The organism is Chitinophaga sp. (assembly GCF_019236475.1).
Taxonomy (GTDB): Bacteria; Bacteroidota; Bacteroidia; order Chitinophagales; family Chitinophagaceae; genus Chitinophaga.
The window spans coordinates 460,942-484,681 of the sequence record NZ_JAFAIX010000009.1 but is presented as its reverse complement, the minus strand read 5'-3'; the positions used below and the strand labels follow the sequence as shown (position 1 = coordinate 484,681).

At 44.4% G+C, this 23,740-nt stretch carries 24 protein-coding genes; 15 read left to right on the top strand and 9 right to left on the bottom strand.

The features are described 5' to 3' along the window. Positions 1–21 precede the first annotated feature (21 nt). The 6 genes from JO154_RS13255 to JO154_RS13230 form a co-directional block, all read right to left on the bottom strand. Positions 22–3,249 (bottom strand): TonB-dependent receptor, encoded by a 3,228-nt coding sequence (locus tag JO154_RS13255; protein ID WP_291946192.1) that lies wholly within the window; start codon positions 3,247–3,249, stop codon positions 22–24. A gap of 42 nt (positions 3,250–3,291) precedes the next feature. Then, complete coding sequence (locus tag JO154_RS13250) at positions 3,292–4,329, bottom strand: FecR family protein (protein ID WP_291946190.1); 1,038 nt, start codon at positions 4,327–4,329, stop codon at positions 3,292–3,294. A 71-nt stretch (positions 4,330–4,400) separates the two neighbouring features. Continuing rightward, a complete protein-coding gene (locus tag JO154_RS13245; RefSeq protein ID WP_291946188.1) occupies positions 4,401–4,919 on the bottom strand; it encodes a sigma-70 family RNA polymerase sigma factor in 519 nt (172 codons plus the stop codon). Positions 4,920–5,019: 100 nt separating this feature from the next. Continuing rightward, positions 5,020–5,757 carry a hypothetical protein gene (locus JO154_RS13240; RefSeq protein ID WP_291946186.1) on the bottom strand — a complete coding sequence of 246 codons (738 nt, stop codon included), beginning with the start codon at positions 5,755–5,757 and terminating at the stop codon, positions 5,020–5,022. A gap of 496 nt (positions 5,758–6,253) precedes the next feature. Further along, positions 6,254–7,018 (bottom strand): DJ-1/PfpI family protein, encoded by a 765-nt coding sequence (locus tag JO154_RS13235; RefSeq protein ID WP_291946183.1) that lies wholly within the window; start codon positions 7,016–7,018, stop codon positions 6,254–6,256. Between the two features lie 66 nt (positions 7,019–7,084). After that, positions 7,085–8,017, bottom strand: coding sequence for a DJ-1/PfpI family protein (locus JO154_RS13230; RefSeq protein ID WP_291946181.1), 933 nt, complete (start codon positions 8,015–8,017; stop codon positions 7,085–7,087). 102 nt (positions 8,018–8,119) lie between these two features. Here JO154_RS13230 and JO154_RS13225 point away from each other — a divergent pair, with 102 nt between their 5' ends. The 5 genes from JO154_RS13225 (at position 8,120) to JO154_RS13205 (ending at position 11,333) form a co-directional block, all read left to right on the top strand. Further along, positions 8,120–8,317, top strand: coding sequence for a hypothetical protein (locus tag JO154_RS13225; protein WP_291946179.1), 198 nt, complete (start codon positions 8,120–8,122; stop codon positions 8,315–8,317). Between the two features lie 235 nt (positions 8,318–8,552). Further along, positions 8,553–9,026: a DUF4268 domain-containing protein gene (locus JO154_RS13220; protein WP_291946177.1), complete on the top strand. Its 474-nt coding sequence runs from the start codon at positions 8,553–8,555 to the stop codon at positions 9,024–9,026. Between the two features lie 44 nt (positions 9,027–9,070). Further along, complete coding sequence (locus JO154_RS13215) at positions 9,071–9,658, top strand: SMI1/KNR4 family protein (protein ID WP_291946175.1); 588 nt, start codon at positions 9,071–9,073, stop codon at positions 9,656–9,658. 208 nt (positions 9,659–9,866) lie between these two features. Beyond that, the gene (locus JO154_RS13210) at positions 9,867–10,841 is read left to right on the top strand and encodes a 5,10-methylenetetrahydrofolate reductase (RefSeq protein WP_291946173.1); all 975 of its coding nucleotides are present in this window, start codon (positions 9,867–9,869) and stop codon (positions 10,839–10,841) included. Between the two features lie 54 nt (positions 10,842–10,895). After that, positions 10,896–11,333 carry a YqgE/AlgH family protein gene (locus JO154_RS13205; RefSeq protein WP_291946171.1) on the top strand — a complete coding sequence of 146 codons (438 nt, stop codon included), beginning with the start codon at positions 10,896–10,898 and terminating at the stop codon, positions 11,331–11,333. Between the two features lie 39 nt (positions 11,334–11,372). On the opposite strand, the gene JO154_RS13200 is transcribed toward JO154_RS13205, so the two are convergent. Next, the gene (locus JO154_RS13200) at positions 11,373–12,266 is read right to left on the bottom strand and encodes an SDR family oxidoreductase (protein WP_291946169.1); all 894 of its coding nucleotides are present in this window, start codon (positions 12,264–12,266) and stop codon (positions 11,373–11,375) included. Between the two features lie 188 nt (positions 12,267–12,454). On the opposite strand from JO154_RS13200, the gene JO154_RS13195 reads away from it, so the two are divergent. Continuing rightward, positions 12,455–13,042 (top strand): Crp/Fnr family transcriptional regulator, encoded by a 588-nt coding sequence (locus JO154_RS13195; protein WP_291946167.1) that lies wholly within the window; start codon positions 12,455–12,457, stop codon positions 13,040–13,042. Between the two features lie 182 nt (positions 13,043–13,224). On the opposite strand, the gene JO154_RS13190 is transcribed toward JO154_RS13195, so the two are convergent. Beyond that, complete coding sequence (locus JO154_RS13190; protein WP_291946165.1) at positions 13,225–13,551, bottom strand: UPF0175 family protein; 327 nt, start codon at positions 13,549–13,551, stop codon at positions 13,225–13,227. An 86-nt stretch (positions 13,552–13,637) separates the two neighbouring features. Here JO154_RS13190 and JO154_RS13185 point away from each other — a divergent pair, with 86 nt between their 5' ends. From JO154_RS13185 to JO154_RS13165, 5 genes are all read left to right on the top strand, one after another. Then, positions 13,638–14,216 (top strand): Crp/Fnr family transcriptional regulator, encoded by a 579-nt coding sequence (locus tag JO154_RS13185; RefSeq protein WP_291946163.1) that lies wholly within the window; start codon positions 13,638–13,640, stop codon positions 14,214–14,216. A 181-nt stretch (positions 14,217–14,397) separates the two neighbouring features. Beyond that, the gene (locus tag JO154_RS13180; protein WP_291946161.1) at positions 14,398–15,060 is read left to right on the top strand and encodes an isochorismatase family protein; all 663 of its coding nucleotides are present in this window, start codon (positions 14,398–14,400) and stop codon (positions 15,058–15,060) included. Positions 15,061–15,089: 29 nt separating this feature from the next. Further along, complete coding sequence (locus tag JO154_RS13175) at positions 15,090–15,983, top strand: pirin family protein (RefSeq protein ID WP_291946158.1); 894 nt, start codon at positions 15,090–15,092, stop codon at positions 15,981–15,983. Between the two features lie 162 nt (positions 15,984–16,145). Continuing rightward, entirely contained in the window at positions 16,146–17,027 is an 882-nt protein-coding gene (locus JO154_RS13170; RefSeq protein ID WP_291946155.1) for a DUF4440 domain-containing protein, read from the top strand. Between the two features lie 81 nt (positions 17,028–17,108). Beyond that, complete coding sequence (locus JO154_RS13165) at positions 17,109–18,122, top strand: zinc-dependent alcohol dehydrogenase family protein (protein ID WP_291946153.1); 1,014 nt, start codon at positions 17,109–17,111, stop codon at positions 18,120–18,122. 11 nt (positions 18,123–18,133) lie between these two features. Here JO154_RS13165 and JO154_RS13160 read toward each other — a convergent pair whose 3' ends face one another. Beyond that, positions 18,134–18,859, bottom strand: a complete 726-nt coding sequence (locus JO154_RS13160; protein ID WP_291946151.1) for a TIGR00730 family Rossman fold protein — start codon at positions 18,857–18,859, stop codon at positions 18,134–18,136. A 174-nt stretch (positions 18,860–19,033) separates the two neighbouring features. Here JO154_RS13160 and JO154_RS13155 point away from each other — a divergent pair, with 174 nt between their 5' ends. The 4 genes from JO154_RS13155 to JO154_RS13140 are packed head-to-tail and all read left to right on the top strand — an operon-like array spanning position 19,034 to position 23,636. Continuing rightward, positions 19,034–19,408 (top strand): hypothetical protein, encoded by a 375-nt coding sequence (locus JO154_RS13155; protein WP_291946149.1) that lies wholly within the window; start codon positions 19,034–19,036, stop codon positions 19,406–19,408. 19 nt (positions 19,409–19,427) lie between these two features. After that, a complete protein-coding gene (gene ppsA, locus JO154_RS13150) occupies positions 19,428–21,821 on the top strand; it encodes a phosphoenolpyruvate synthase (protein WP_291946147.1) in 2,394 nt (797 codons plus the stop codon). Between the two features lie 17 nt (positions 21,822–21,838). Next, positions 21,839–22,900, top strand: coding sequence for a hypothetical protein (locus tag JO154_RS13145; protein ID WP_291946145.1), 1,062 nt, complete (start codon positions 21,839–21,841; stop codon positions 22,898–22,900). A gap of 13 nt (positions 22,901–22,913) precedes the next feature. Next, positions 22,914–23,636, top strand: coding sequence for a polysaccharide deacetylase family protein (locus tag JO154_RS13140; protein ID WP_291946142.1), 723 nt, complete (start codon positions 22,914–22,916; stop codon positions 23,634–23,636). Positions 23,637–23,740 lie beyond the last annotated feature (104 nt).

Here is a 23,740-nt window from a genome sequence, read left to right as displayed (position 1 = left end):
ATCTTCAGGAGATTGTCTGTTTTAGAAATTAATGTCCAGGCCAGCGGTAAACGTACGCTGCATAGGGTACACGAAACCATTACCGTTGGAACCCGCATCTGGCTCATCGCCGATAGTTTCCGGATCAAAAGCTTTGGATAGTTTAGTCCAGGTAAAGAGGTTCTGACCAGAGCAGTAAATGCGTACGCGGTTCAGTTTAATCTTACTGGTTAAGGCATCCGGCAAGGTATAGCCGATGCTTACATTTTTCAGGCGCAGATAAGAAGCATGCTGCAAGTAGCGCGTTTGCGGGAACGTCAGCGAGTTGTTGCTATTGAATGCTTCGTATGCCCGTGGCCGTGGGAAATAGGCATCTGGATGTTCTGGCGTCCAGTAGTTGCCCTGGATATGATCGTATACAGGTTGGTTCCAGCGGTTATAGAATCCCCAGAATACGCCAGATTCCGCACCTGGCCAGAAGTCTTTTTTACCTATACCCTGGAAGAATACATTTACATCAATATTACGCCAGTTAGCGCCTAAGTTGACACCGTAGGAATAGCGTGGAGTAGAATTACCAATCATCACCAGATCTCCATGATCTGCGAGGGTATATTTACCGCTATAAATTTCACCGTCCTGATTTACATCTTTGAACTTGATATCTCCGGCCATAGGGTGACCATTCACTTTATAAGGGATGGCAGATACTTTTTGTTGATCTGCATGCTTCAGGTATTCATCATCCGTTTGGAAGAAACCTTCAGTGATATACCCCCAAATGCCACCCAATTTCTGGCCTTCATAATAATCGCCCAAGTATTTGTTGGGATTATCATAGCGAGTGATCGTGGTTTGGTAATCGCTGAGTACAACAGCGATATTATATCTGAACGGTTTTCCACCCAACTGGCGCTCATCTTTCCATTTAAGGGAGAGTTCCCAGCCTTTGGTGCTCAGATCGGCCGCATTGGTACGCGGTTCGCTGGTACCCAGCACAGCAGGCAGGGATTTACTTTTGGTAAGCATGTTAATCGTTTGACGGTTATACCAATCAGCTCCTATTTCCAAACGGTTATCCAGCAATCCCATATCGGCCCCGAAATCCAGTGTACGAGCTGTTTCCCAAGTCAGGCTACGCGCTACCAGACCAGGCGCATAAGTACCCAATGGCTTGGCGCCATCTATAATAGCAGTGATGGGCGATACCGTCATGGTGCTGAAATAGGCATAATTGCCAACCTGCTGATTACCCAGCGAGCCATAAGAGGCGCGGAGTTTGAAGGAATTGATAACAGGTTTTAAGGCACTGAAAAAGTTTTCCTGGCTCATCAACCAACCTGCAGATACAGATGGGAAGAACCCAAATCGTTTGCTGGAAGGGAAGCGGGAAGTACCATCATAACGGCCATTGGCTTCCACAAAATATTTCCGGTCGAAATTATAGGCCATACGATAAAACATACCTTGGAGTGCCCAATCTTTGTTATCATCACCTGTCTTCACCAGTCCTGATGCGAGATTCAGGGATCCGTAGTTATCCGAGAGGTTGTTCTCTACATAACCATAAAAGCTACGATACTTGTTTTGTTCCTGGTTAAAACCGGCGAGTACATCGACATTGTGTTTACCAAACCGCTTTTCATATTCTGCATATAGGTTGATAACGCTGTAGATATTTTCATTGAAGGTGGTCTGGTAGAAATCTTTATTGGAATAGTTCGCGATATGACCGGGTTTGTCTTCATACTTCAACTGGCGGGCCTTACGGTCGTCTCGATCTTGGTTCCACACCATCGTAGCATCGCCATTAATGCGGAAGGTATTATCGAAGAAACTGGCTTTAAACCCAATGGTATTGCGGAATAGTTGTCGGTTTTCGATTTCGCGACCGCCATCCTGTAAACTGCCGAAGGTGAGCATACCCGCTTGTGTCCAGTTACCATTAGGGGTTTTGATTACTTCATAAGGGTTGGCGAATAAAGAGAGATACCGGTACGCATTGAATTCACCGTTTACAAATTTATTGGGCGCATCATACTTTCCTTGATCGTATTCGCTACCAGCAAAAACCTTCAGCCAGTCGAATGCCTGCAAATCAATGCGGGAGCGGAAGTTATAGCGTTTATACTTATCCGTGGCTACGCGGAAAGTACCATCCTGCGTTTGGATACCGCCGGAAAGATAGTAGCTCACTTTATCCGAACCACCGGAAATACTCAGGAAGTTTTTGGCGAAGGGTTGTCTATCGTTATAAAATTCCTTGTACCAGTCGGTATTGCCACCACGAATCCAGGTGTTATTGGACGCGTTAATCCCGAGGGCTGGCAGACTTGGATCTGCCTGGCGTTTCTTCAGGTAATCGATCACCAGCAGCATGTCCGAGTTATCTATCCCGGCATATCCTTTATAGGCTTCATTTTGCAAAGTAGCAGCCGCGAGGGGATCATTTATAACATGTGGGAGTCCTAACGGTGAACTATATCCGAAAGAGTTGGAATAATGGAAATTCACTTTTCCTTTCGTCCCTTTTTTGGTGGTGACCAAAATGACCCCAAAAGCCGCTCTGGCCCCATAAATAGCGGCGGAAGCAGCATCTTTCAATACGGATACACTTTCCACATCTTCCGGATTGATCAGGTTAATATCTCCTTCTACGCCATCTACCAGAATCAGCGGACCGCCACCATTAATAGAAGTAGTACCACGGAGGTTGAAGGTACCACCTCTATCAGCGCGACCATCAGAAAAGGTAATATTCAAGTTAGGGATTACGCCTTGCAGTCCTTGTGCCACATTGGTGATAGGGCGGTTCTCGAAGACTTCCTTTCCTGCCTGGTTTACCGCGCCGGTAATATCTTCTTTCTTGCGGGTACCGTATCCCACTACCAGTACTTGCGACAGCAATTTATCTTCTTGTTTCATTTTCACTGCCAGCGTGATGTGGCTGTCGGCGCTCACTTCATAACCGGGGTACTCTTTCTTCTCATAACCGATGAGGCTAAACGAAAAGGTATATTTTCCTTTAGGTAGTTGTTTAAAAGAAAAGATACCATGGTCGTCGCTGATGGTGCCAGTGACGGTCTTTTTTCCCATTTCGGTGGCTACCACGTTTACACCTATCAACACTTGGCCTTTTTCATCATGAATCACGCCTTTCACCATAGGGGAGCCCGACTGCGCCCTGGCTGTCAGGGTGAGTAGGCACATGAATAGCAGGGCATAGCAATGCCGTATTGCCAATGGCAACAGTTGTTTTCTGAATATCATAAGATTTAATTAGCGGACGGTATGTTTAATTTGGCTTAGGTTTTAATTTTTTATGGTTTCCATACAGATGGTACTATCGTTTCGTTGTATGGTCAGGTTATTCAGATCGGCGAGTACTTTCAGGATGTTGTCCAGTGGTTCTGTTTTATTGAACTCTCCGGTGAAAGTGGCTTTCCGTGATATGCCTGACAGTTTTATATTTTCATGATAATGCGTCTCCAGCACTTGAATGATCCTGTACAGTTTTTCATTGTGGAATTCAAAGGTCGCATCTGTAACTACAGTGGTGTTTTCATATAATGGTCTGATATTATCAACTTTTTGTGCCCGCGCGATGTGGATGTGATTACTTTCCGCATCGGTGTGGAATTCATCTCCTGGTAATAAAATTATGGGTGCAAATGCCACTTGTTGATGACTGCCCGCTATCTGCACTTTTCCTGCCAGCAGTTTTACTTTCGTGGCTTTTCCAGCGGCGGTTTCCACTTCAAATACAGTACCCAGGACCGTGGTAACCACTTCGTTGGCGGTAACGGTAAATGGGTGGCGTGCGTCTGTCACAACATCAAATTTTGCTTTCCCCTGAAGGGTTACTTGGCGATTAGAAGTGAAGGCGATCGGACAAGTGAGGCGTGCGTCTGGTGATAGCCAAACTTTAGAACCATCTGGTAACGTCAGATTTTGTATGACGGAACTTTTGTTATGCCAGACGGTATCGGTATTTCGTATAGGCGTTATAGTGGTACTAGCAATAATTTTTTCTGTTTTTGGTTGTTGTTTTTGTAACAAATAGCCGCTTGCTGATACTAATAGTAAGATAGCGGCGGCGGCCCACCAGATGCGATGGGTGTGTATGGGACGCATAGATACCGCTGTTTCCTGCATGATAGCCGTTTTGATACGGCTGGCAGCAGCATCGTCCATCATGGTATTGCTGGTAATTGTTTCCCATTCAGCTTCAGGGAAGGCTTCATCCAACAATTCCGGATGTTCATCCAGGAGGGCCAGTATTGTTGCTTTTTCGGCATCAGTACAGGTTCCGGCGAAATATTTTTGCAGACGAAGGCGGATATCATCCATAACAGGTGATGTAAGTTTAAAAGAGTATACGAATGAAAAGGAAAGATCCCCTAGTGGAGGTAAAAAAAATTTTAGCGCAGCAGTTGGCGCAGTTGTTTCAAGGCTTGCGCGATATGGTTTTCCACGGTTCTGGGCGAGATAGCCAGGTGCAATGCAATCTGTTTGTAGGAGAATCCCAGGTTGCGGCTCATATGGAATACTTTTCTGCGTACGGGAGGCATGGTATCCATGATCTTGTGAATTTCCTGCAGTTGTGCATCTGTGGCTGGTTCCGGCGTATAGGCGTTGGTGGTAGTGATATGGCTTTTATATTGCTGGAAAGCGGCGGTATCCCTGATTTCCTTTCGGATCACATCTATGAGGGAGGTTTTCATAATACGGAAGAGTTGTACTTGCAACGGCCATTCATCAGAGAGGAGATGTCTGCTGGTCCATAGTTTGATAAAGGCTATCTGCACCAGTTCTTCTGCGAGATACTGTGAACCTGTTTTTTTATAAAAATAGCCATACAGTCGCCCGCTCCATTCGTCGTATACCTGTTCTAGTGCGGCATGATCTCCTGATCTGATGGCAGCCAACAAGTTGTCCATGTTGTTCCTGTATTACACCACAAACCTACTATATGGGATAGTTGTCAGTATGTTATATTTATGTAAAGGGGAATTCCCTGCTTTTAAAGTACAAATATTATTAATACGATTTCCATAAAGCAGTGTCGTAAATCGCTAGGGCATGCGGGTTTGTAATACTTGTATCGATAACCGTGGAATCGCCTACCTGGTGGTAGCATTCAACGATCTCGAGAGGATCTGGGCTGGATACGTCTTGCGGTGGCGTAAAACGCACGCCTCTTACCAGCACCATGGAATCACCCTGCCAAGCATATTCTTCTTTGAAGATGGTAGTGAAAACGCCACCAATGATAAAGGAGCGTAGTTTTCTGCTGGCGGTATCGAAATGTAAATTAAATCCTTCGTTGCCGTTGTGGCGTAAATGCAGACTTCCATCTGCATGCGCCAACATGGGGTACTGTTGAATATTGCCGTGCATGGTGGGTGCGCTGCACAGGATTACATCTGTGAGGCCGTCGCCATTAATATCTTCCATGCGCATATTGACCACATCCCAATCGTTGAGGGTATCCAGTACTTGCCAGGTATTATTTGTTTCCTGGAGAATCCAGCAGAAAGACCGCTCATCAGAGGATTCCAGGCAAGTGGCAAGATGTCCTTTATTCCACGGGACTTTAGCCAGGATAAACATGTTATAGGAAGTAGATCTGGAGCTATCTGGTAGTTGATCTAGTTTCTCCAGGATAAAATGGAGGCTATCCGGGAATTGTATGCCGGTACGTGATTTTTGGGGAGCATTGCCGCAGGCATTTATTACAAACGCCATGCATAGCAACATCGCATGCTGAATTTTCATAGAAGGTACAGTAAAGATATAAGGATAACAAGTTATGTATTTTTGAGGAGGAAAATTACAAACTGCTAAAAAATACACCTATTGTGTAGAGTAGATAAAAAGAGTGGGGATGATCGAATAGCGTGCATGATATTAGATACTTACCCCGTGGCATTATTGAAAATGATGCCTTCGGCATCATTTTTTTGAGTTTCTGTTTCCGCGCTACGCGCGGAAACAGAACGTTAGGGATGTACGGACCTATCGCGGCAGCATGTTGTAGAAGGTATGTGCCAGCATTTTGCGGAACGTTTACGCCAGTGTGTTGTTGAGCGTTTGAGCCAACGTTTTGCGGAACGTTTGAACCAGCGTGTTGTAGAGCGTTTGAGCCTGCGTTTTGCGGAACGTTTGAACCAATGTGTTATAGAGCATTTGTGCCAGCGTTTTGCGGAACGTTTGAGCCAGCGTGTTGTAGAGCGTTTGTGCCAGCGTTTTGCGGAACGTTTGCGCTAGCGAGTTAATGCTTTATTACCAACCCTTGTTCAGGTACGTACTTATCGTATTCCATATGCTTCGCAATTTTAGTGGCAGCATCTTGGCCATACAATCTGGCGACCAGGTGCAAAGCACCGTCAATACCGGCGGAGATACCTGCAGTGGTAATAATACGGCCGTTGTCTACATAGCGTACGTTGTCCAATACTTTCGTATTGGGGAGCATGTTTTGTAAATGTTTAATGCTGTTGTGAAAGGTGGTAACTGTCAAATGATCCAACAATCCTGCATTCGCTAGGATGAAAGCGCCCGTGCAAACAGAGAAATAACCCTTAGTGCTGGCATCTCTTTGCTTGATCCACTGAATAATGTCGGGGTCCTTGCCGGCCACTTCATCATCACCGCCAAATACAGCGAAATAATCAGCAGGTGGCGCATCTTGAATGCTATAGTCCGGGTTGATTTTCAGAATACGTTGCGAGGTAATAGGTGCCTTTGTTTTCGCCACCGTGAAGACTTTAAATCCCGCATAGGAGAAAACCTCCATTGGCCCTGCAAAATCCAATACTTCTACCCCATCATAAAGGAAGAAACAGATAGTAGGCGGTGTTGGCTTCAGTGAATCTACTTTGGGAATTAATTGCATGCCACAATGCGGACATACGCCAGGCTGATGGAAAATAATGGAATCACAGCTTCCACAGGGCGGACAAACATATTCCGGGGCCGATTGCTGCGCGAAAGAGAACAAAGGCAGCAATAACAACCACATCATCAAATATTTCATATAACTGGTTTATGAAAACAAAGCTAGTGCAGTACCAGGAACGAATCCGGCCAAAAACAGGGAAAATCAGGCCATATTCAACTCCACACCCACTTTGCGGGCAAGCGTTCGCAGATGCTTGACATCGCTGATGCCACAGGTTTTCGCGATCCAAGCAGCTTTGTGGTCTTCTTTCAGCAACTGTTTGGCCTTTTCATCCCGGAGTTCCCGGATATACTGGCCAATAGTAACGCCGGTTTCCGCCTTGAATAAACGCGTGAGGTTGCGTGGAGAGGCATACACTAAGGCAGACAGGGCGGACAAACTCAATTTCTCATGCAAGTGGTGTGTGATATAGTCCTGTACTTGGTGCACCTGGTGATTGATATGTTGGCGGTGTTGCAGATATACGCTTTGTTGAGAGGCCGCACCATCACGCCGCATGTAGATGACCATATCCTTCGCTACGGTACAGGCGAAGTCGGGCCCGTGGTCCTCTTCTACCAAGAAAAGCGCCAGGTCTATGCCGGTGGAGATGCCGGCACTCGTATAGATGCGATCACTTTTTACAAAGAGCCTGTTTTCTTGCACCTGGAGCTGCGGGTATTGCTCCTGCAATTGTTTCGTATAGGCCCAATGGGTAGTACAGCTTCTGCCATGGAGGAGACCTGCCGCTGCGAGAGCAAATGCCGCGGTACAAACAGAACAGATAGTAGCACCTGTACGCGCCGCTTGTTTTAACCAAGGAATCCATTGAGGGTCATCGGCCCGGTTCCAACGGGAAAGTTCCATACCAGCAACGATCAGGATATCTTCTGGTTGCACCTGCACAGATTCCAGCGGCTCCACCTGCGTGAACATCAATCCCGCAGAGGAAACTGGCTGCCGGTAAGGCGAAACATATTTCAGCTCATAGGGATAGCCGCAGCAGCCCGACTCATAAAACACAGTAACTGCCCCTGCCAGATCTAGCAGGTGCACACTATCAAACAAGAGGAAAATAACACGTCGGGTAACCATGAAACGAAGATAAGAAAGGCCACGGAAACAGGGAGGCCTGGCTGTCTCCCTATAACGCTAAAATACGTACATTTGAAAAGCTCATCCTAAAACCTTACAACTATGAACTTTTTTAAGAGAAAAACCACCTGGACAAACGCAGAATTCATTCCATTAAAACTTTGCATAGCCAGTATATACGTCATTGTAGGCGCCCATTTTCATGAATTTTTCAGTCGTTTTTATGTTCCACTGTTTATACTTTTTTGTATTTGTGTGGTATGGGCAGTGGCGATGTGGGTAAAGAAAATGAAGGAGTAATAATACGATTCGCCATAAATGCGGGTACAAAGTTTATTCGTGATCGTTAATATCATCTGATTGCCGGATGCACTAAAACGAAGTAAGCGATGAAGAGCATCCAGCAATAAATGAAGAAACGACCCATTAGCATACAGTATGGGAACTATATCATTTCAGACAGCCAGCCCTCGCACTTGAAAATTTTGCATAGCAGCCTGGCCGGAGTACCTTTGCTTGGCGTAACAAGTGGACTATGTATACAAAAGAGGAAGTTTCCCGACAAAAGCAATCATTCTGGACGGCATTCGGAAAATATATGAAACCAGTGCTATCCGCAGATGGCGATATCATTAGCTGGTCTAATTATAAAACAGGCATACCTGGTATCAGTTTCAAACTGGATGCTGATTTTGATACCGCAAGTGTGGCGATTGTTATCTTGCAGAAAGATATCGTGCTTCAGGAAGACTTCTATCTGCAATTCGAACAGCAAAGAAGTATCCTCGCGGCTTCGCTCGAAGAAGATGACTGGGAATGGGAACTGGAATTCACAGATGAATATGGCAGAACAGCCTGCCGGATCAGCAAAGAAATTTCCGGCGTTAATGTGATGCGCCCAGACGACTGGCCCAAAATTATTTCATTTTTCAAACCAAGGATTATTGCCCTGGATGAATATTGGAGCATGGCTAAATACAGCTTCGAAGCACTGCTGACAGGCAGATAAAATGATGTCTTCACAACCATTTAACCCGATAAAAAATAGCGATTATGAATTTGGCTGAACAGTATGTAAAAGGACTGAAAGAACGCCTCCTTGAGGAAGACAGCGAGGACTTATCCTACGCTACCGGCGCTTCTGAGGCCCAACTAGCACAACTGAAAGCGCGCTACCCACAAACCCCGGACACCCTGCTGCAACTACTTGCCCAAATCAACGGCACTTACAGCCAATGGTATGGAGAACACAAAGTAAAAGTACCTATCCTGGGCTCCGATGTGTTTGAATACCCCTATTACCTGAAGTCCGTAGAACAAATCATCGCCATTCCAAAGTTTGATTCCAGTATTGTGGATATTTATGGAGACCTGGAGGAAGATGACGAGCTAGTGGGACCAGGCATAGACCCTAACGTATTGAGGAGCGAATGGCTCCACTTCTCTGATTGTATTAATAATGGCGGTACCTCCAGTCTGTACATCGATTTCACCCCTGCGGAAGACGGTATTTCCGGACAGGTTATCCGTTACCTCCATGATCCAGACACTTACAAGGTAATCGCCCGCAGCTTCGACGAATACCTCCAACAACTGATCGAGAAAGATTATGAATTTATTACGGAGGAGGAAGAGGAGTAAAATCCCCCTGTAAAATAGCTAAAATATAGTCCTGTGGCCACATCGGCTCCAGGACTTTTTCTTTTACTACTATTCCCGAACAACCTTCATAGGGACTTCTACGTTACATTATTCCACTGAAATGGCAAGGAAATTTGCATTCTAGTAATATATTCTATACTTTTATCGAAAAAAAGTACAAAACTCTACTTTTTAAGCGAAAACCAGCATGAACGATAAATTAAGCGCCAGATTACTGGCAGGAGACTCTGGGATGGTATTTTACAGCCTTACTCCTCCGAAAATCACTACGGAACCGGAGCGAGTATCGGCAATTGCCTTTAATCAGGTGGAACGGCTTAAAAACCTGGACATTGACGGACTTATCTTATATGATATACAAGATGAATCGCTGCGTACAGAGAAAGAAAGAACATTTTCCTTTATTCCTACCATAGCGCCAGACCAGTATGGCAAAAGCTACCTGGACGAGCTATCAATCCCGAAAATCATTTACAAGAGTATCGCCAACCTGAACAAAGCAGATTTTTCTGCTTGGCTGCAACGTAATCAGGATCTGGAATATGCTGTTTTCGTAGGGGCGTCTTCCCATCAGCAGGTAGCGGCGACTAATTTTAATTTGGCCGATGCCTATGAACTCCGACAGGAAGAGCATCCTCGCCTCATGCTGGGTGGAGTTACCATTCCGGAGCGTCATCATAAGAAAGGAGATGAGCACTTGCGTATCTTCAATAAGATGAGCCAAGGTTGCCGTTTCTTTGTATCTCAGTGCGTGTATAATCTCCATGATACGAAGAACCTGCTGTCTGATTACTACTATCATTCCAGGGAAACGGGCAACAAACTGGCCCCTATTATCTTCACGCTGGCCCCTTGCGGCTCCCTGAAAACCCTGCAGTTCATGGAATGGCTGGGCATAGAGGTACCAAAATGGTTGTATAATGACCTCAAGCACGCCAAAGATATTTTGCAATCTTCCTTGGATACCTGTACGCATATCGCGGAAGAAATCCTGGAATATGCGCAGGCTAAGCAAATTCCCGTAGGCTTTAACATCGAAAGCGTTTCTATCAAAAAAGAGGAAATCGATGCCGCCCAGGAACTGCTGACGAATGTATTAGCACTGACCAAAAGCACCACCAAAACGGGCAAAACTGCAAGCAGTGCGGTAATCCCGGCATAGTTGGCTATAATAATATTTCAACAGCTCCGCTGATTGTCATAATTTTACCGGCGTATGAACGCCGGTATTTTTTTGCGCAGCACTCAACTGGATGACAGTATTTTTGACAATGCGCTCCTTTTCATCACCGAATACAATGAAAAGGGGGCCTTGGGTTTTATTGTCAACAAACGATTCCCCAGGAATATCAATGAACTAGCGGAATTCAGTAATAGTATCCCCTTCCCTATTTATGAAGGAGGCCCAGTAGACCAGGAACACCTCTACTTCATTCATCAACGCCCTGATCTCATCTCCGAAGGGGATCATGTAACCGGCAATATCTACCTCGGCGGCGACTTCGAAACCGCCATGATACTGATTAACACCGGCGTGATAACGGAAAAGGATATACGTATTTTTATCGGCTACTGCGGTTGGGATGATCAGCAACTGGAAGCAGAAATCCAAGACGGCGGTTGGACCATCACTACCGGAAATATATTCGAATAGAGAAGCCATCCATACGGATGGCTTCTTCGTTTCTTTCCATTACATAAAATAAGCCGAGCTATCTACATCCGCCAGCAGCTCCGGCTGTTGTGGTTTCCAACCCAGCAACTCACGGGTACGCCTACTCGATGATGGATTATGCATCGTTGCAAAATGAATAAACCATTCAAAATGTTGGGATGCTTCCGCTGTAGATTTTCCTACCACCGGCACTTCCAGCCTACGGCCTATCACCGTTGCAATATCGCGAAATGGCACTCCCTCTTCTGCTACAGCATGGTAGCGCGGCTCCGTAGCGCCACTTTCCAGGATCAAACGGTAGAGTCGCCCTGCATCCAGGCGATGTACCGCTGGCCAACGGTTATCACCCTCACCAATATACGCAGCGACGCCCTTTTCACGTGCCAAATTGATCAAATGAGGTACAAACCCATGATCCCCGCTACCATGGACGGAAGGAGGAAGTCGCACCAAGGAAGCCTTTATGCCTCTTTCCTGTAAGGCCATAGCAGCTTCTTCTGTGGCTACGCGGGGGAATGATCTCCCGAAAACAGAAGGTCCTTGGGATTCTACAGCCATTTCATCTGAAGAAAGTAAGCCTGTACCGGAAGTGATCAGGAAAGGTTTATCTGTACCTTCCAAAGCGGTACCCATAGCCCGAATAGCCTGCCTATCGACCTCACAGTTTTCTTCGAATTTAGAGAAATCATGTTTGAAAGCGGTATGAATCACTGCGTCGGCAGCGGCTACGCCGGCACGCAGGCTATCCAGATCGTCTATAGCACCGCTGTGTACCTGTGCACCAGCCTGGGTGAGCGCCTCCGCAGCGGATGCATTGCGGGCTAGTCCTACTACCTGATGTCCGGCAGTTATCAATTCCTTTACGATGGCGGAGCCTACAAAGCCCGTAGCGCCAGTAACAAAAACACGCATATGTTAAGCTTTTAATTGGGAAATCGGCAACAACCAGCGGTGAAGGTATTCCGCCCCGAGTACTGGCTGTCTCCATAACCACAAAATTGCTATCATATAGGCCCCCGGACCAAGGTCATTTGACACATTTTTTTGCGGTCATTTGACCTAAATTTGTGTATAGATCTTCCACATTAAAATGCGCAGCTATGTTTGAAATCTTTGAAAACTATATATTACCCTTGGCAGATCTGAATAAAGAAGATCTGACGCAGATCCGGCAATTGGCCACTTTTAGGAAACTACGGAAAGGACAATATCTTATGCAGGAAGGAGATCTCTGCAAGTATAAAACTTTTGTAGCCAAAGGATTACTGAAAACCTATCTCCGGAAAGACGACGGTACGGAATTTATCATGCGTTTCTCCCCGGAAAATAGCTGGGCTATCGATCCGGAATGCTTCCACAATCAAACCCCTAGCCGATACAATATTGAGGCCGTAGAGCCTACAGAAGTGATCCTCTGGACTAGGGACGATGTGCTGCAACTATTTGCTACTATTCCGGCTTTCCGGCAGTTTTCCGAAACACAGATCGCCATCAATATGAAAGCGCATCATGAGCGCATTCTCATGAATATCAGTTATTCCTCTGAAGAAAAGTACAACGACTTCATCCATAATTATCCAGATATCTTCCGACGCGTGCCCTTGCACATGGTGGCTTCCTATTTGGGCGTATCAAGGGAAACGCTCAGTCGAATTAGACATGCCCAACAACAGCAGGTAAAAGGGTAATTTCGTATAGTCGTCCGCCAGCGTACAACCATATGATGTATGGATCTTCGTTACAGCAGACGTATTGGCGGCATTGAGCCTTGCAGACAGTGAGTTCTCAGGCAATCAAAGCCGCTATGACAAATCCAGTGAAGAGTTTGAAGGCAGAATAAGGTTTGAGCTGGTATATAACATAAATCTGCTTAAATATTTGAAACATCCTTTAAAATATCTGCAACTGGATAATTAATTAATGAAACCGAATAGTCAGCCAGTATTTCTGTAAAAGTGACTTTCGACAATCCAGCTAACTCGGCAGCATGGCCCAAAGAGAGCTTACCAGATTCATATAGTTTTGCAGCGAGAAATCGCTTAATTTCCCGTGGTTCGAGGTCTATTTTATCAGGGATCGTTAATGTTATTGTTCTCATAATTGGATAATCTTTGGAGTAAATGATATAACGGCCGGGTTTTATTCCTTTTGTAATTTTTTCATACGAGCCTTTGTTGGCGATCAGCCTTATTTGCAAAATAAGGTTTTAACGAAGGATCTGAGTTGACAGACAAATTTTATTTTTATATCTTTAAAAACACGGTAGCACTTTAAACAGTAAACATGTACGATTCCTTTATCAAATATATCAATACCTATTCCACCACGCCGCTTCGAGACAGTGACATTGAATTGATCAAGCAGGTATTTGTGCCGCGCAAATTGCGCAAGCGCCAGTATTTCTTACAGGAGGGCGAAGTTTGCAAGTACATGGGATTTATTGTGAAAGGCGCACTGCGGCAATATAGTGTGGATGAAAAGGGAAATGAACATATTGTTCGCCTTCAAATCGAGGACTGGTGGGCGGGTGATCGGGAGAGTTTTGTGATGCTCACCCCTTCCATTTACAATATTGATGCATGGGAAGATACAGAGCTGCTGACCATTACCAAAGCAGATACCATCACATTAGACCAGATTCCTGCCATGCATGAGCTCATGCGTAAGTTGGATGAAAAACACTCCTTCGCCTATACGAAAAGAATAAATGCCGCTATTAGTATGTCCGCCGAACAGCGCTATGAAGCACTGGCCCAAGCTTATCCGGAATTTTTACAACGATTTCCACAACATATCATCGCCTCTTACCTCGGTATTACCAAGGAAACGCTGAGTCGCGTACGGTCTTCCAGGAAAAAATAAATGAATCCCCCCTCTTTGAAAACGTTGATCTATATCAACGTTCTTTTGTATCAATTGTCATCGCTTTAACCCGCGTCTTCTCGCCAAATTTGTATTGTTTTTAGGGAGACAACAGACACGCTAGCTGCATATCTCCTCAGAAAAAAACAACAAACCCATTCATCATTTAAAAAGATTAAATATGAAATCAAATCCAATTTGGCGCGCAGAAGACTGCACACTTATCCTGATCGACTACCAACCAGAGGTAATGGATAATATCCATGAAAGAGACCTGAAATTGATTGAACTCAATGCCGTAGCATTGGCCCAAATGGCCACCAAACTGAATATGCCGGTCGTATTAAGTACAGTGGCGGTAAAAATGGGAATAGAAAAACCTACTATTCCTGCTTTAAAAGCAGCCCTACCAGGAATTGAAGAAATCGATCGGAATACCATGAATGCCTGGGAAGATGAGGATTTTGTAAAAGCAGTAAAAGCAACAGGCCGTAAAAAACTGGTCATGGGAGGAATAGTTACCTCCGTTTGTTTGACCTACCCTGCTGTTGCAGCATTGGCAGAGGGTTATGAAGTAATGTTTATTGAAGATGCAGTTGGCGACAGATCCAAAGATGAACATGATATGGCGGTAATGCGACTCATACAAGCAGGTGCAGTACCCAATAATACCGTCGCCATGATTACAGAGTGGTTCCGCGACTGGTCCGCTCCGGAAGCCAACTTCGCCCGCGAGATTTTCCCCACCTACCTAGTGGACGTCTACAAACGTAAAGGGTTCCCTTTACCTAACTGGGCGAAAGAGGAAGCCGAAACCACCACCAGTTGGACTACTAAAATCTGATCCATCACTCATTTTCAAAAGCAACTATTATGAAAAAGCAAGTCATTTTCACGTCCCAAGGACGCAGAGCGGATGTGGGAGAATATAAAATTTTCCGCATACTGCCGAATCATTATAGCCATACCGTCGGACCATTTGTTTTCCTGGATTATGTACCGCCAGTTCTGCACCCAGAAGGAGAACCCAAGAAATTCGTGAATGGAAGCGGCGCGCACCCACATCGAGGGATTGCTACATTAACCTATGTACTGAATGGAGAAGCAGATCATTTTGATAGTAATGGTCACCATGAAAAAGTATATTCCGGCGGTGCACAGTGGATGAAAGCAGGTAATGGTATTATTCATGATGAAGCCATGAATCCTGACCCTCATACTAGTAACCGACTAACACATGGATTTCAGTTCTGGGTAAACCTGCCAGCAAAAAATAAGGCAGAGAATCCCGATTACCTTCCGCTACAGGCAGCAGACATACCTGTAAGGCAATTAGAGGGAAATACAGGCTGGATAAAGGTAGTGGCAGGGGAATATGAAGGCATGACATCAAAAATCCCGGCTTACACGCGTCAACTTATCTACCATGTTCACCTAGAAGCAGGTGATGCATTTCAGCTCAATGGAGAAGAAAGCCTGGAATATGCCGCATTCTTGCCTACCAACGAGGCCATTATCAACGATGTACCCTACACGAAAGGATCTTTGCTGTTATTTGATCGAGCACAGGGCACCATCGCCATCCATAATTCCTCCGCTGAGACAGCAGATATTATCATATTCGGTGGAGCTACTTATACTGAACCTATTTTCGCCCAGGGACCATTTGTCATGAATACCCAACAGGAAATTGCCACCGCTTACGCTGATTTCTATGCAGGTAAATATGGTAAAATCCAATATGAACAAACAGGGGCTGCAAAATAACTGATGCATCATGTAGAGAGATGCGGTTATACAGCATTTCTCTACATGATACAAAGGTCTCCGAAATTTTCAAAAACCTTAACATACTGCATTAGCGGGTTATTTAGTTTTACTTTAATTTGCTTTCAGACCCGCGTATTCGCGACCGTAAAAACCGCTCCTATGCGATACTTCGTATTAACGATAGGACTATTACTTCATACCGCCATTGTCTGTGCCCAAAATGACACAGTTTATTTTTCCTTATTGAATAAGATCGAAGAGGAATTAGATAATGCCTGGGCTACCAGAGATGTTCCCAATATCATGCGTTATTACGGTAATAAAGCCGTGTTAATGCCGGAATATAACGACGCCGCATATGGGAAAACAAATATTGAGATCTATGTAAGGTCCTGGCTAGACTCCGTATTAGTGAGCAATTGCAGTCATGAAATAAAAGATGTCCAAGTCTTGAATGGTTACTTGGTGGAGATCGGATATGCGCATGCTACCCTATTGTACCGCAGAAAGCCTCCTTTCCAATACCATACAAAATACCTCCATGTCTGGGATATATCCAAACCGGATCATCCATTGCTGGTAGCACAGATACAGGGCGCTATTGCTGATATTTCACCTACAGTATTACCAAAGATCAGTATCCCGCAACGAGGGATTTCCACCCCATCAAATAGGAAGTTACTCGAACGACTACACGAAAAAAACTACCAATTTGAACAACATGCAATGACCGGCAACGGCGCCGCAATGGCAGACCTTTACACCACCGACGCCATTTATATGCCTTACTACCAGGATATGGTACGCGGTCGGGAAGCTATCAATAGGTATTATACTGCACAAGAAAATCCCGCAGTAAAACACGATAAATTAACCATTACAATAGCCAGCCTATTAGACTTGGGAGCTTATGTTATTGTGAATGGATACTACCAAATACAAGGCCCAGCAGCAGACGTAAATGCCCAAAGTATCAATATCTGGAAAAAAGAGACAGATGGCGATTACAAGCTGTTCAGGCAGATGGTGGTACATAACTAAGCGCTATCAAACTGATCCTACACATTATTCCAAAACCGTTTATTGTAAATAGATGTTATAATAGCACAAATCTATTTAACAATGCAAGCAGCGGAAATCCCCGATACAATGCAAGCAATGGTGATGGAGCGCCCGCAGACACCATTGGTACTTAAAACAGTGCCTACGCCTGTTCCTGGAACAGAGCAGGTATTGATAAAAGTGATCGCCTGCGGTATTTGTAGAACTGATTTACACATACTGGATGGTGAGCTAACATCTCCCGTATTACCATTGATTCCTGGTCATGAAGTCATAGGTGAAGTAGTACTTACAGGAACAAGCGTTAAGAAAATCCAAACCGGCGATATTGTAGGCATTCCTTGGCTGGCACATACTTGCGGACATTGCAAATTTTGTTCACAAGGACAGGAAAACCTCTGTGAGCATGCCTTATTCACAGGATACACGGTGAATGGTGGGTATGCGGAATATATCCTTGCCTGGGAAGATTTCTGTATCGCCATACCTCCTATTTATGCGAATTCTGGCGGAGCGCCTTTGCTCTGTGCAGGACTAATTGGTTATAGATGCTTACATCTGCTCCCTGAGCATGCCATTAACATTGGGATATATGGATTTGGAGCGGCCGCACATATCATCACACAGATTGCCAAATACCAGTTTAAATCCATTTATGCATTTACAAGACCCCAGGATGGAAAAGGAGAAATGTTTGCGATGGACATAGGGGCGGTCTGGGCAGGCAGTTCCCTCGAAGCGCCGCCGATAAAACTAGATGCAGCCATCATATTCGCGCCCGATGGCTCCCTCGTTCCCATAGCGCTCTCTCACCTGGACAAAGGTGGTGCTGTTATTTGCGGAGGCATACATATGAGCGATATACCAGGTTTCACATATGAATCACTCTGGCAAGAACGTATGATCAGATCAGTGGCCAATCTAACCCGCGAAGATGGCAAACGCTTATTTGAAATTGCACCCAAAGTACCCGTGACTACGACCGTGCACTATTTCTCATTAGCGCAGGCCAACGAAGCATTGACTGCCCTCCGCACTGGGCAACTGACTGGAGCAGCAGTGCTAGTGATGTAACCCATCAAGCGCTATTCTCCAAATAATAACATACGATGAAATTCTTTCTTCCTTTGTGCATAGTACTTTGGTATCGCAAATTTTTTCAAATGGTTCATTGCTTCTTCTACGGAATCTGTTAATAGTATATATTGGAGATCATCTGGCGCTATCATGCAATGTTCCAGCATTTGATGAAATAATGGCATCAACGGTTCCCAGTATCCTTTATTCATGAGCACTAATGGGAAGTTGAGAATTTTATGGGTTTGTATGAGTGTAAGGGCTTCTGAAAATTCGTCTAGGGTGCCAATCCCCCCCGGTAAAATGATAAACCCATAGGAATACTTAAACATTAGTACTTTCCTTACAAAGAAATATTTGCAGGTAAATTTCATGTCCAGGAAATTGTTGATGTGCTGTTCTATGGGTAAGCCGATATTACATCCCACCGATTTCCCTCCTGCTTCTTTTGCTCCTCTGTTCGCTGCTTCCATTAATCCAGGACCTCCCCCTGTCATTACAGCAAAACCAAGGTGAGCAATTTCAGCTCCTATTTTTCTACCCATCTCATAATAATCAGTTCCTGGCGCTATCCTTGCTGATCCAAATACAGCGATGCATGGTCCTGCAAAATGTAAAATTCTAAAGCCCCGGATGAATTCAATTAAGACCCTGATAGAAAAGGAAAATTCCTTCGCTCTAGCTCTGGGACCTTCTAAAAAATATTTCTCTTCATGACCGGGTAAATCATCCACAATAGTGGATGGCCGATGATTTCCATTTGATGAAGACATATCTGAAAATTATGAATAACAATTTCCGTCAATCTTCATTAATAGTATATGACGACCATCATACTAAGCAATGATAGTACTCATTTTAAATGGCAATTAACAATCTTAAACTTGTAATAGCTAAAATTATCTTATATGCAACTCTACATTAGCGAAGAAGCCATTGTTGGGGACATTCAGGATAAATTTCAAAAATATTATCCCTTCCTCAAATTGCAGTTTTTACTAAAACCGCATTTAAAAAAACAGTTTACACCTGACACCGAAGATATATCACCAGAAACCTTGATAGAGAAAATCACCATGCGTAGCAGATTCGGTTGGCTGGATATAAGCCCCAATCGAACCATTGAAGAAGTAGAAAGGGATTTCAACCACATATTTGGATTGCATGTTCAAATCCTTCAACAGTCCGGCTCCTCCTGGAAGACAGTTGCTGATGCAGGAAATACCACATTAAATGGCCTGAATGATGCGGGAAAATCTTCCAGAAACAAACTTTATCGATAAGCAGCTAAATGCTAGCATCATGAAGAACAATGTCAAACTATTTGCAGATATACGCTCATCAGACACAGCAATAGTAGGCGGAAAAAATGCTTCATTAGGTGAGATGTTTTCGATCTTATCCAGTAAAGGCATAAAAGTTCCTGCCGGGTTTGCCACCACTGCAGTAGCGTTCTGGAACTATCTAGACAGTAATCAAATTAGGGAACCACTTGTGGCGTTAATGCAACAACTCGACCGTAAGGAATATACCAATTTGGAGACAACCGGTACTGCTGCTCGTAAACTATTACTGGAGGCTTCATTGCCAGAAGACTTAAAAACAGACATCGAAAGGGAATACCTGCAATTAGGCAATGGAAAACCAGTTGCAGTGGCTGTTAGAAGTAGCGCAACCGCGGAAGATATGCCAGAAGCCAGCTTTGCCGGCCAACATGAATCCTATTTGAATATTCACGGAATAGCACAACTGTTGTCGGCAGTGCAAAAATGCTTTGCCTCGTTGTATACAGACAGAGCTATTAAATATCGAGAAGATAATGGATTCGATCATAACCAGGTGGCTTTGTCTGTTGGTATACAGTTAATGGTTCGAACAGATAACGCCTGCTCCGGAGTAGGTTTTACACTGGAACCAGAATCCGGCTTTCGGGATATTATTCTTATCTCCGGCATCTGGGGCCTGGGAGAAAATATAGTTCAAGGAGCGGTTGTTCCTGATGAGTTTTATATCTTCAAGCCCACATTACTGGAAGGGAAACAAGCCATCATTCAACGTAAACTAGGTAGCAAAGCCAAAACACTCCGCTTTGCCAATGCTTCAAAAAAAGGCGCCACCACTGTAAATACAGATACTCCAATCGCCGATCAACAACGCTTCATCTTGGAAGATCATGAAATAATGCAGCTTGCAAACTGGGCACTGTTGATTGAACAACACTATAAATGTCCAATGGATATTGAATGGGCCAAAGATGGCGTCTCAAAAGAATTATTTATTCTTCAAGCCAGACCGGAAACCATCCACTCCCGTCATATCAAGGAAAAAATCTACACCCTCTCTGAGAAAGGAAATGTACTGGTAACAGGAGAAGCCATCGGAGAAAAAGTAGCAACAGGCATTGCCCGGATACTGCAATCTCCTAAAGAAGCCCACAAATTACACCCAGGAGAAATTGTGGTTACCGCTATCACGAGCCCCGACTGGGACCCTATTCTAAAAAATGTTGCCGGCATCATTACGAATAGTGGCGGCAGAACCAGCCATGCTTCTATTGTGGCCAGAGAGTTGGGGGTACCAGCTATTGTAGGTACCGAGAATGCTACTACTAAAATAAAAGATGGCGCTATGATTACGGTTTCCTGTTGCGAAGGGAAAGTAGGAAATGTGTATGATGGGGCCTTAAAATTTGAAGCAGCGGATCTAGACCTCACTACGGTCGATTTACCGCAGCATACGGACGTAAACCTGATTATAAGTGATCCTGATACCGCATTTCAATTATCTTTTTATCCTAATAACGGCATAGGATTACTTAGAATGGAATTTATAGTTACGCATGCCGTTCAAATCCACCCCATGGCACTTGTGCATTATGATGAGATTAAAGATAAATCTATTAAAAGTACTATCTCCGATATTACTTCGTTGTATAAGGATAAACGAAAATACTTTATAGATAAGCTGTCACAAGGACTCGCCACCATTGCAGCAGCCTTCTATCCCAAAGAGGTGATCGTTCGGATGAGTGATTTCAAAACCAACGAGTATGCTCAACTGTTAGGTGGTAAGGAATTCGAGCCGGAAGAAGAAAACCCCATGTTAGGTTTTCGTGGCGCTTCTCGTTACTACCATTCCGCATATAAGGAAGGATTTGGGCTAGAGTGTGCTGCGATAAAAGTAGTACGAGAAGAAATGGGGCTTACCAACATAAAGGTGATGATACCTTTCTGTCGTTCTGTAATAGAAGGGCGTAAAGTACTGGAAGTGATGGAAAGTTTTGGGTTGACACGTGGTCAGCAGGGCCTAGAAGTGTATGTGATGGCTGAAATTCCGTCTAATGTAATAGAAGCGTCCAAGTTTGCTACCCTCTTTGATGGGTTCTCTATCGGTTCCAATGACCTAACACAACTCACCTTGGGAGTAGACAGAGATTCCGGCATATTATCAGAGAGTTTTAATGAGGAAGATCCCGCTGCTAGGACAATGGTAGCCATGATGATCGATGCCGCTAAAAAAGCCGGCGTTCGCATTGGTTTCTGCGGACAAGCCCCCAGCGACATCCCTGATTATGCCGCCTTCCTCGTTTCAAAAGGCATTGATAGTATTTCCTTTAATCCAGACGCTATCCTAAAAGGTATCGCCAATATATGCAAGGCAGAAGCACAGCAAGAGGCTGGCAAAAAGACCAAGTAAAATAATGAACACTTAAAATGAACAGGTCAAGAATAATTTGGAGAGTAATTATTGTATGTATCATTTTTATTGTGACTTACACCATTGTTAAGACACTCTTCCTTCGTTCCCCAAACAATAAGCAACAACCCAGTATAGTGGAACACCAGGATACAGTACCAACGCCGGTTGCTAACGGTGTAAAAAGAGATACCGCTACTACCATTGACACTTCCAGCTATCATGCTTCCCTGCAGCATTTAGTACATGAAACCCCTTCTGAAAAGTGGCCAGTAAAGACGGAAAATCCCTTGCCGGGATCGCTACTCCCCGAGCATAGAATTGTTGCATTTTATGGTAATCTCTATACCACGCAAATGGGCATTCTGGGGAAAAAACCAACGGATAGTATGCTGCAACAACTGGCAGCAGAAAAGGAGAAATGGGCCCTCGCCGACTCTACTATGCCGGTCATTCCTGCACTACATTATATCGCCGTTACGGCACAATCCAGTCCTGGCAAAGATGGGAAATACAGAATGCGCATGCCTGAAAGTGAAATTAAAAAAGTATTACAGTTGGCAGATTCTATCAATGCGATCGTTTTCCTGGACGTGCAACCTGGACTCAGTTTTTTACAAGATGAACTGCCATTATTGGAAAAATACCTAGCACACCCCAACGTACATTTGGGCATCGACCCAGAGTACTCCATGAAAAACAGAAAGCCCCCCTGCACCACCATAGGCACTTTTGATGCGGAAGATATCAACTATGCTATTTCCTGGTTGGCCTCAATAGTAGCGCAGTATAATCTTCCGCCTAAAATACTGGTAGTACATCGTTTCACGCAGGGCATGGTAACAAATTATAAAAACATACAACTACAACCTACGGTGCAAGTAGTGATGAACATGGATGGATTTGGAAGTGTAGCTAAAAAGAAAGCTTCCTACAAATACTGGATTGAAGGAGAACCCGTACAATTCACAGGATTTAAATTGTTTTATAAAAATGATATTGAATATGGCGATCATATGATGGAACCGGCAGAAGTCTTGGCTTTATACCCGCAGCCCGTCTACATTCAGTATCAGTAAAATTAGAGTGCAGATGAAAAAGATGCTACTATTGCTGCTCTTAAGCTATGCAGCAATCATTCATGCTCAAAACGCGATTCCTATTCTCTGTTATCATAACATATCCATGGAGAATACAGGCAAGAGCAATGGTCTTCATATCAGCAGACAGCAATTAAATGCACAACTGAAATCACTGGCAGACAGTGGATACCACACCATCCTGCCGGATGAATTAGTGAAATATCTGACTTCCGGGAGACACGTGTCTCCCAAAACCTTCATGGTTACTTTTGATGATTCGCATGAAGAACATTTCTCTATTGCCGATTCACTCCTTCATCTTTATGGATTCAGAGGCGTCTTCTTTATCATGACGGTAACAATAGGCAAGCCGCACTACATGACCGCTGCGCAATTGAAGTCACTCTCTGACAGAGGGAATGTGGTTGCCTCCCATACCTGGGATCACCCCTATTTACGCCCCACCGGAGTAATGGACTGGAAAAAACAATTAGATGGACCCAAACAGCAATTGGAAAAAATTACAGGACGTCCTGTTTTGTATTTTGCCTATCCATTTGGAGAATGGAATGATTCTATGGTGATACATCTGAAGAGCAGCGGGTATAAGGCTGCATTTCAAATGAGTGGCGCCGGCGAAAACAACCTGTATACCATTCGGCGAATGCCTGTAGATGGCCGCTGGAGCGGACCAGCACTACAACAACACATGGCTAGGTTTATGAAAGAGTAATAATTTAAAAAATCTATTTCCGTTATTTTGTCAACCTTTGATTTATACCTACTTTTAACCGAATTTATCAGGATTAACCCACTTTGGTGAACAAAGGCAAAGAT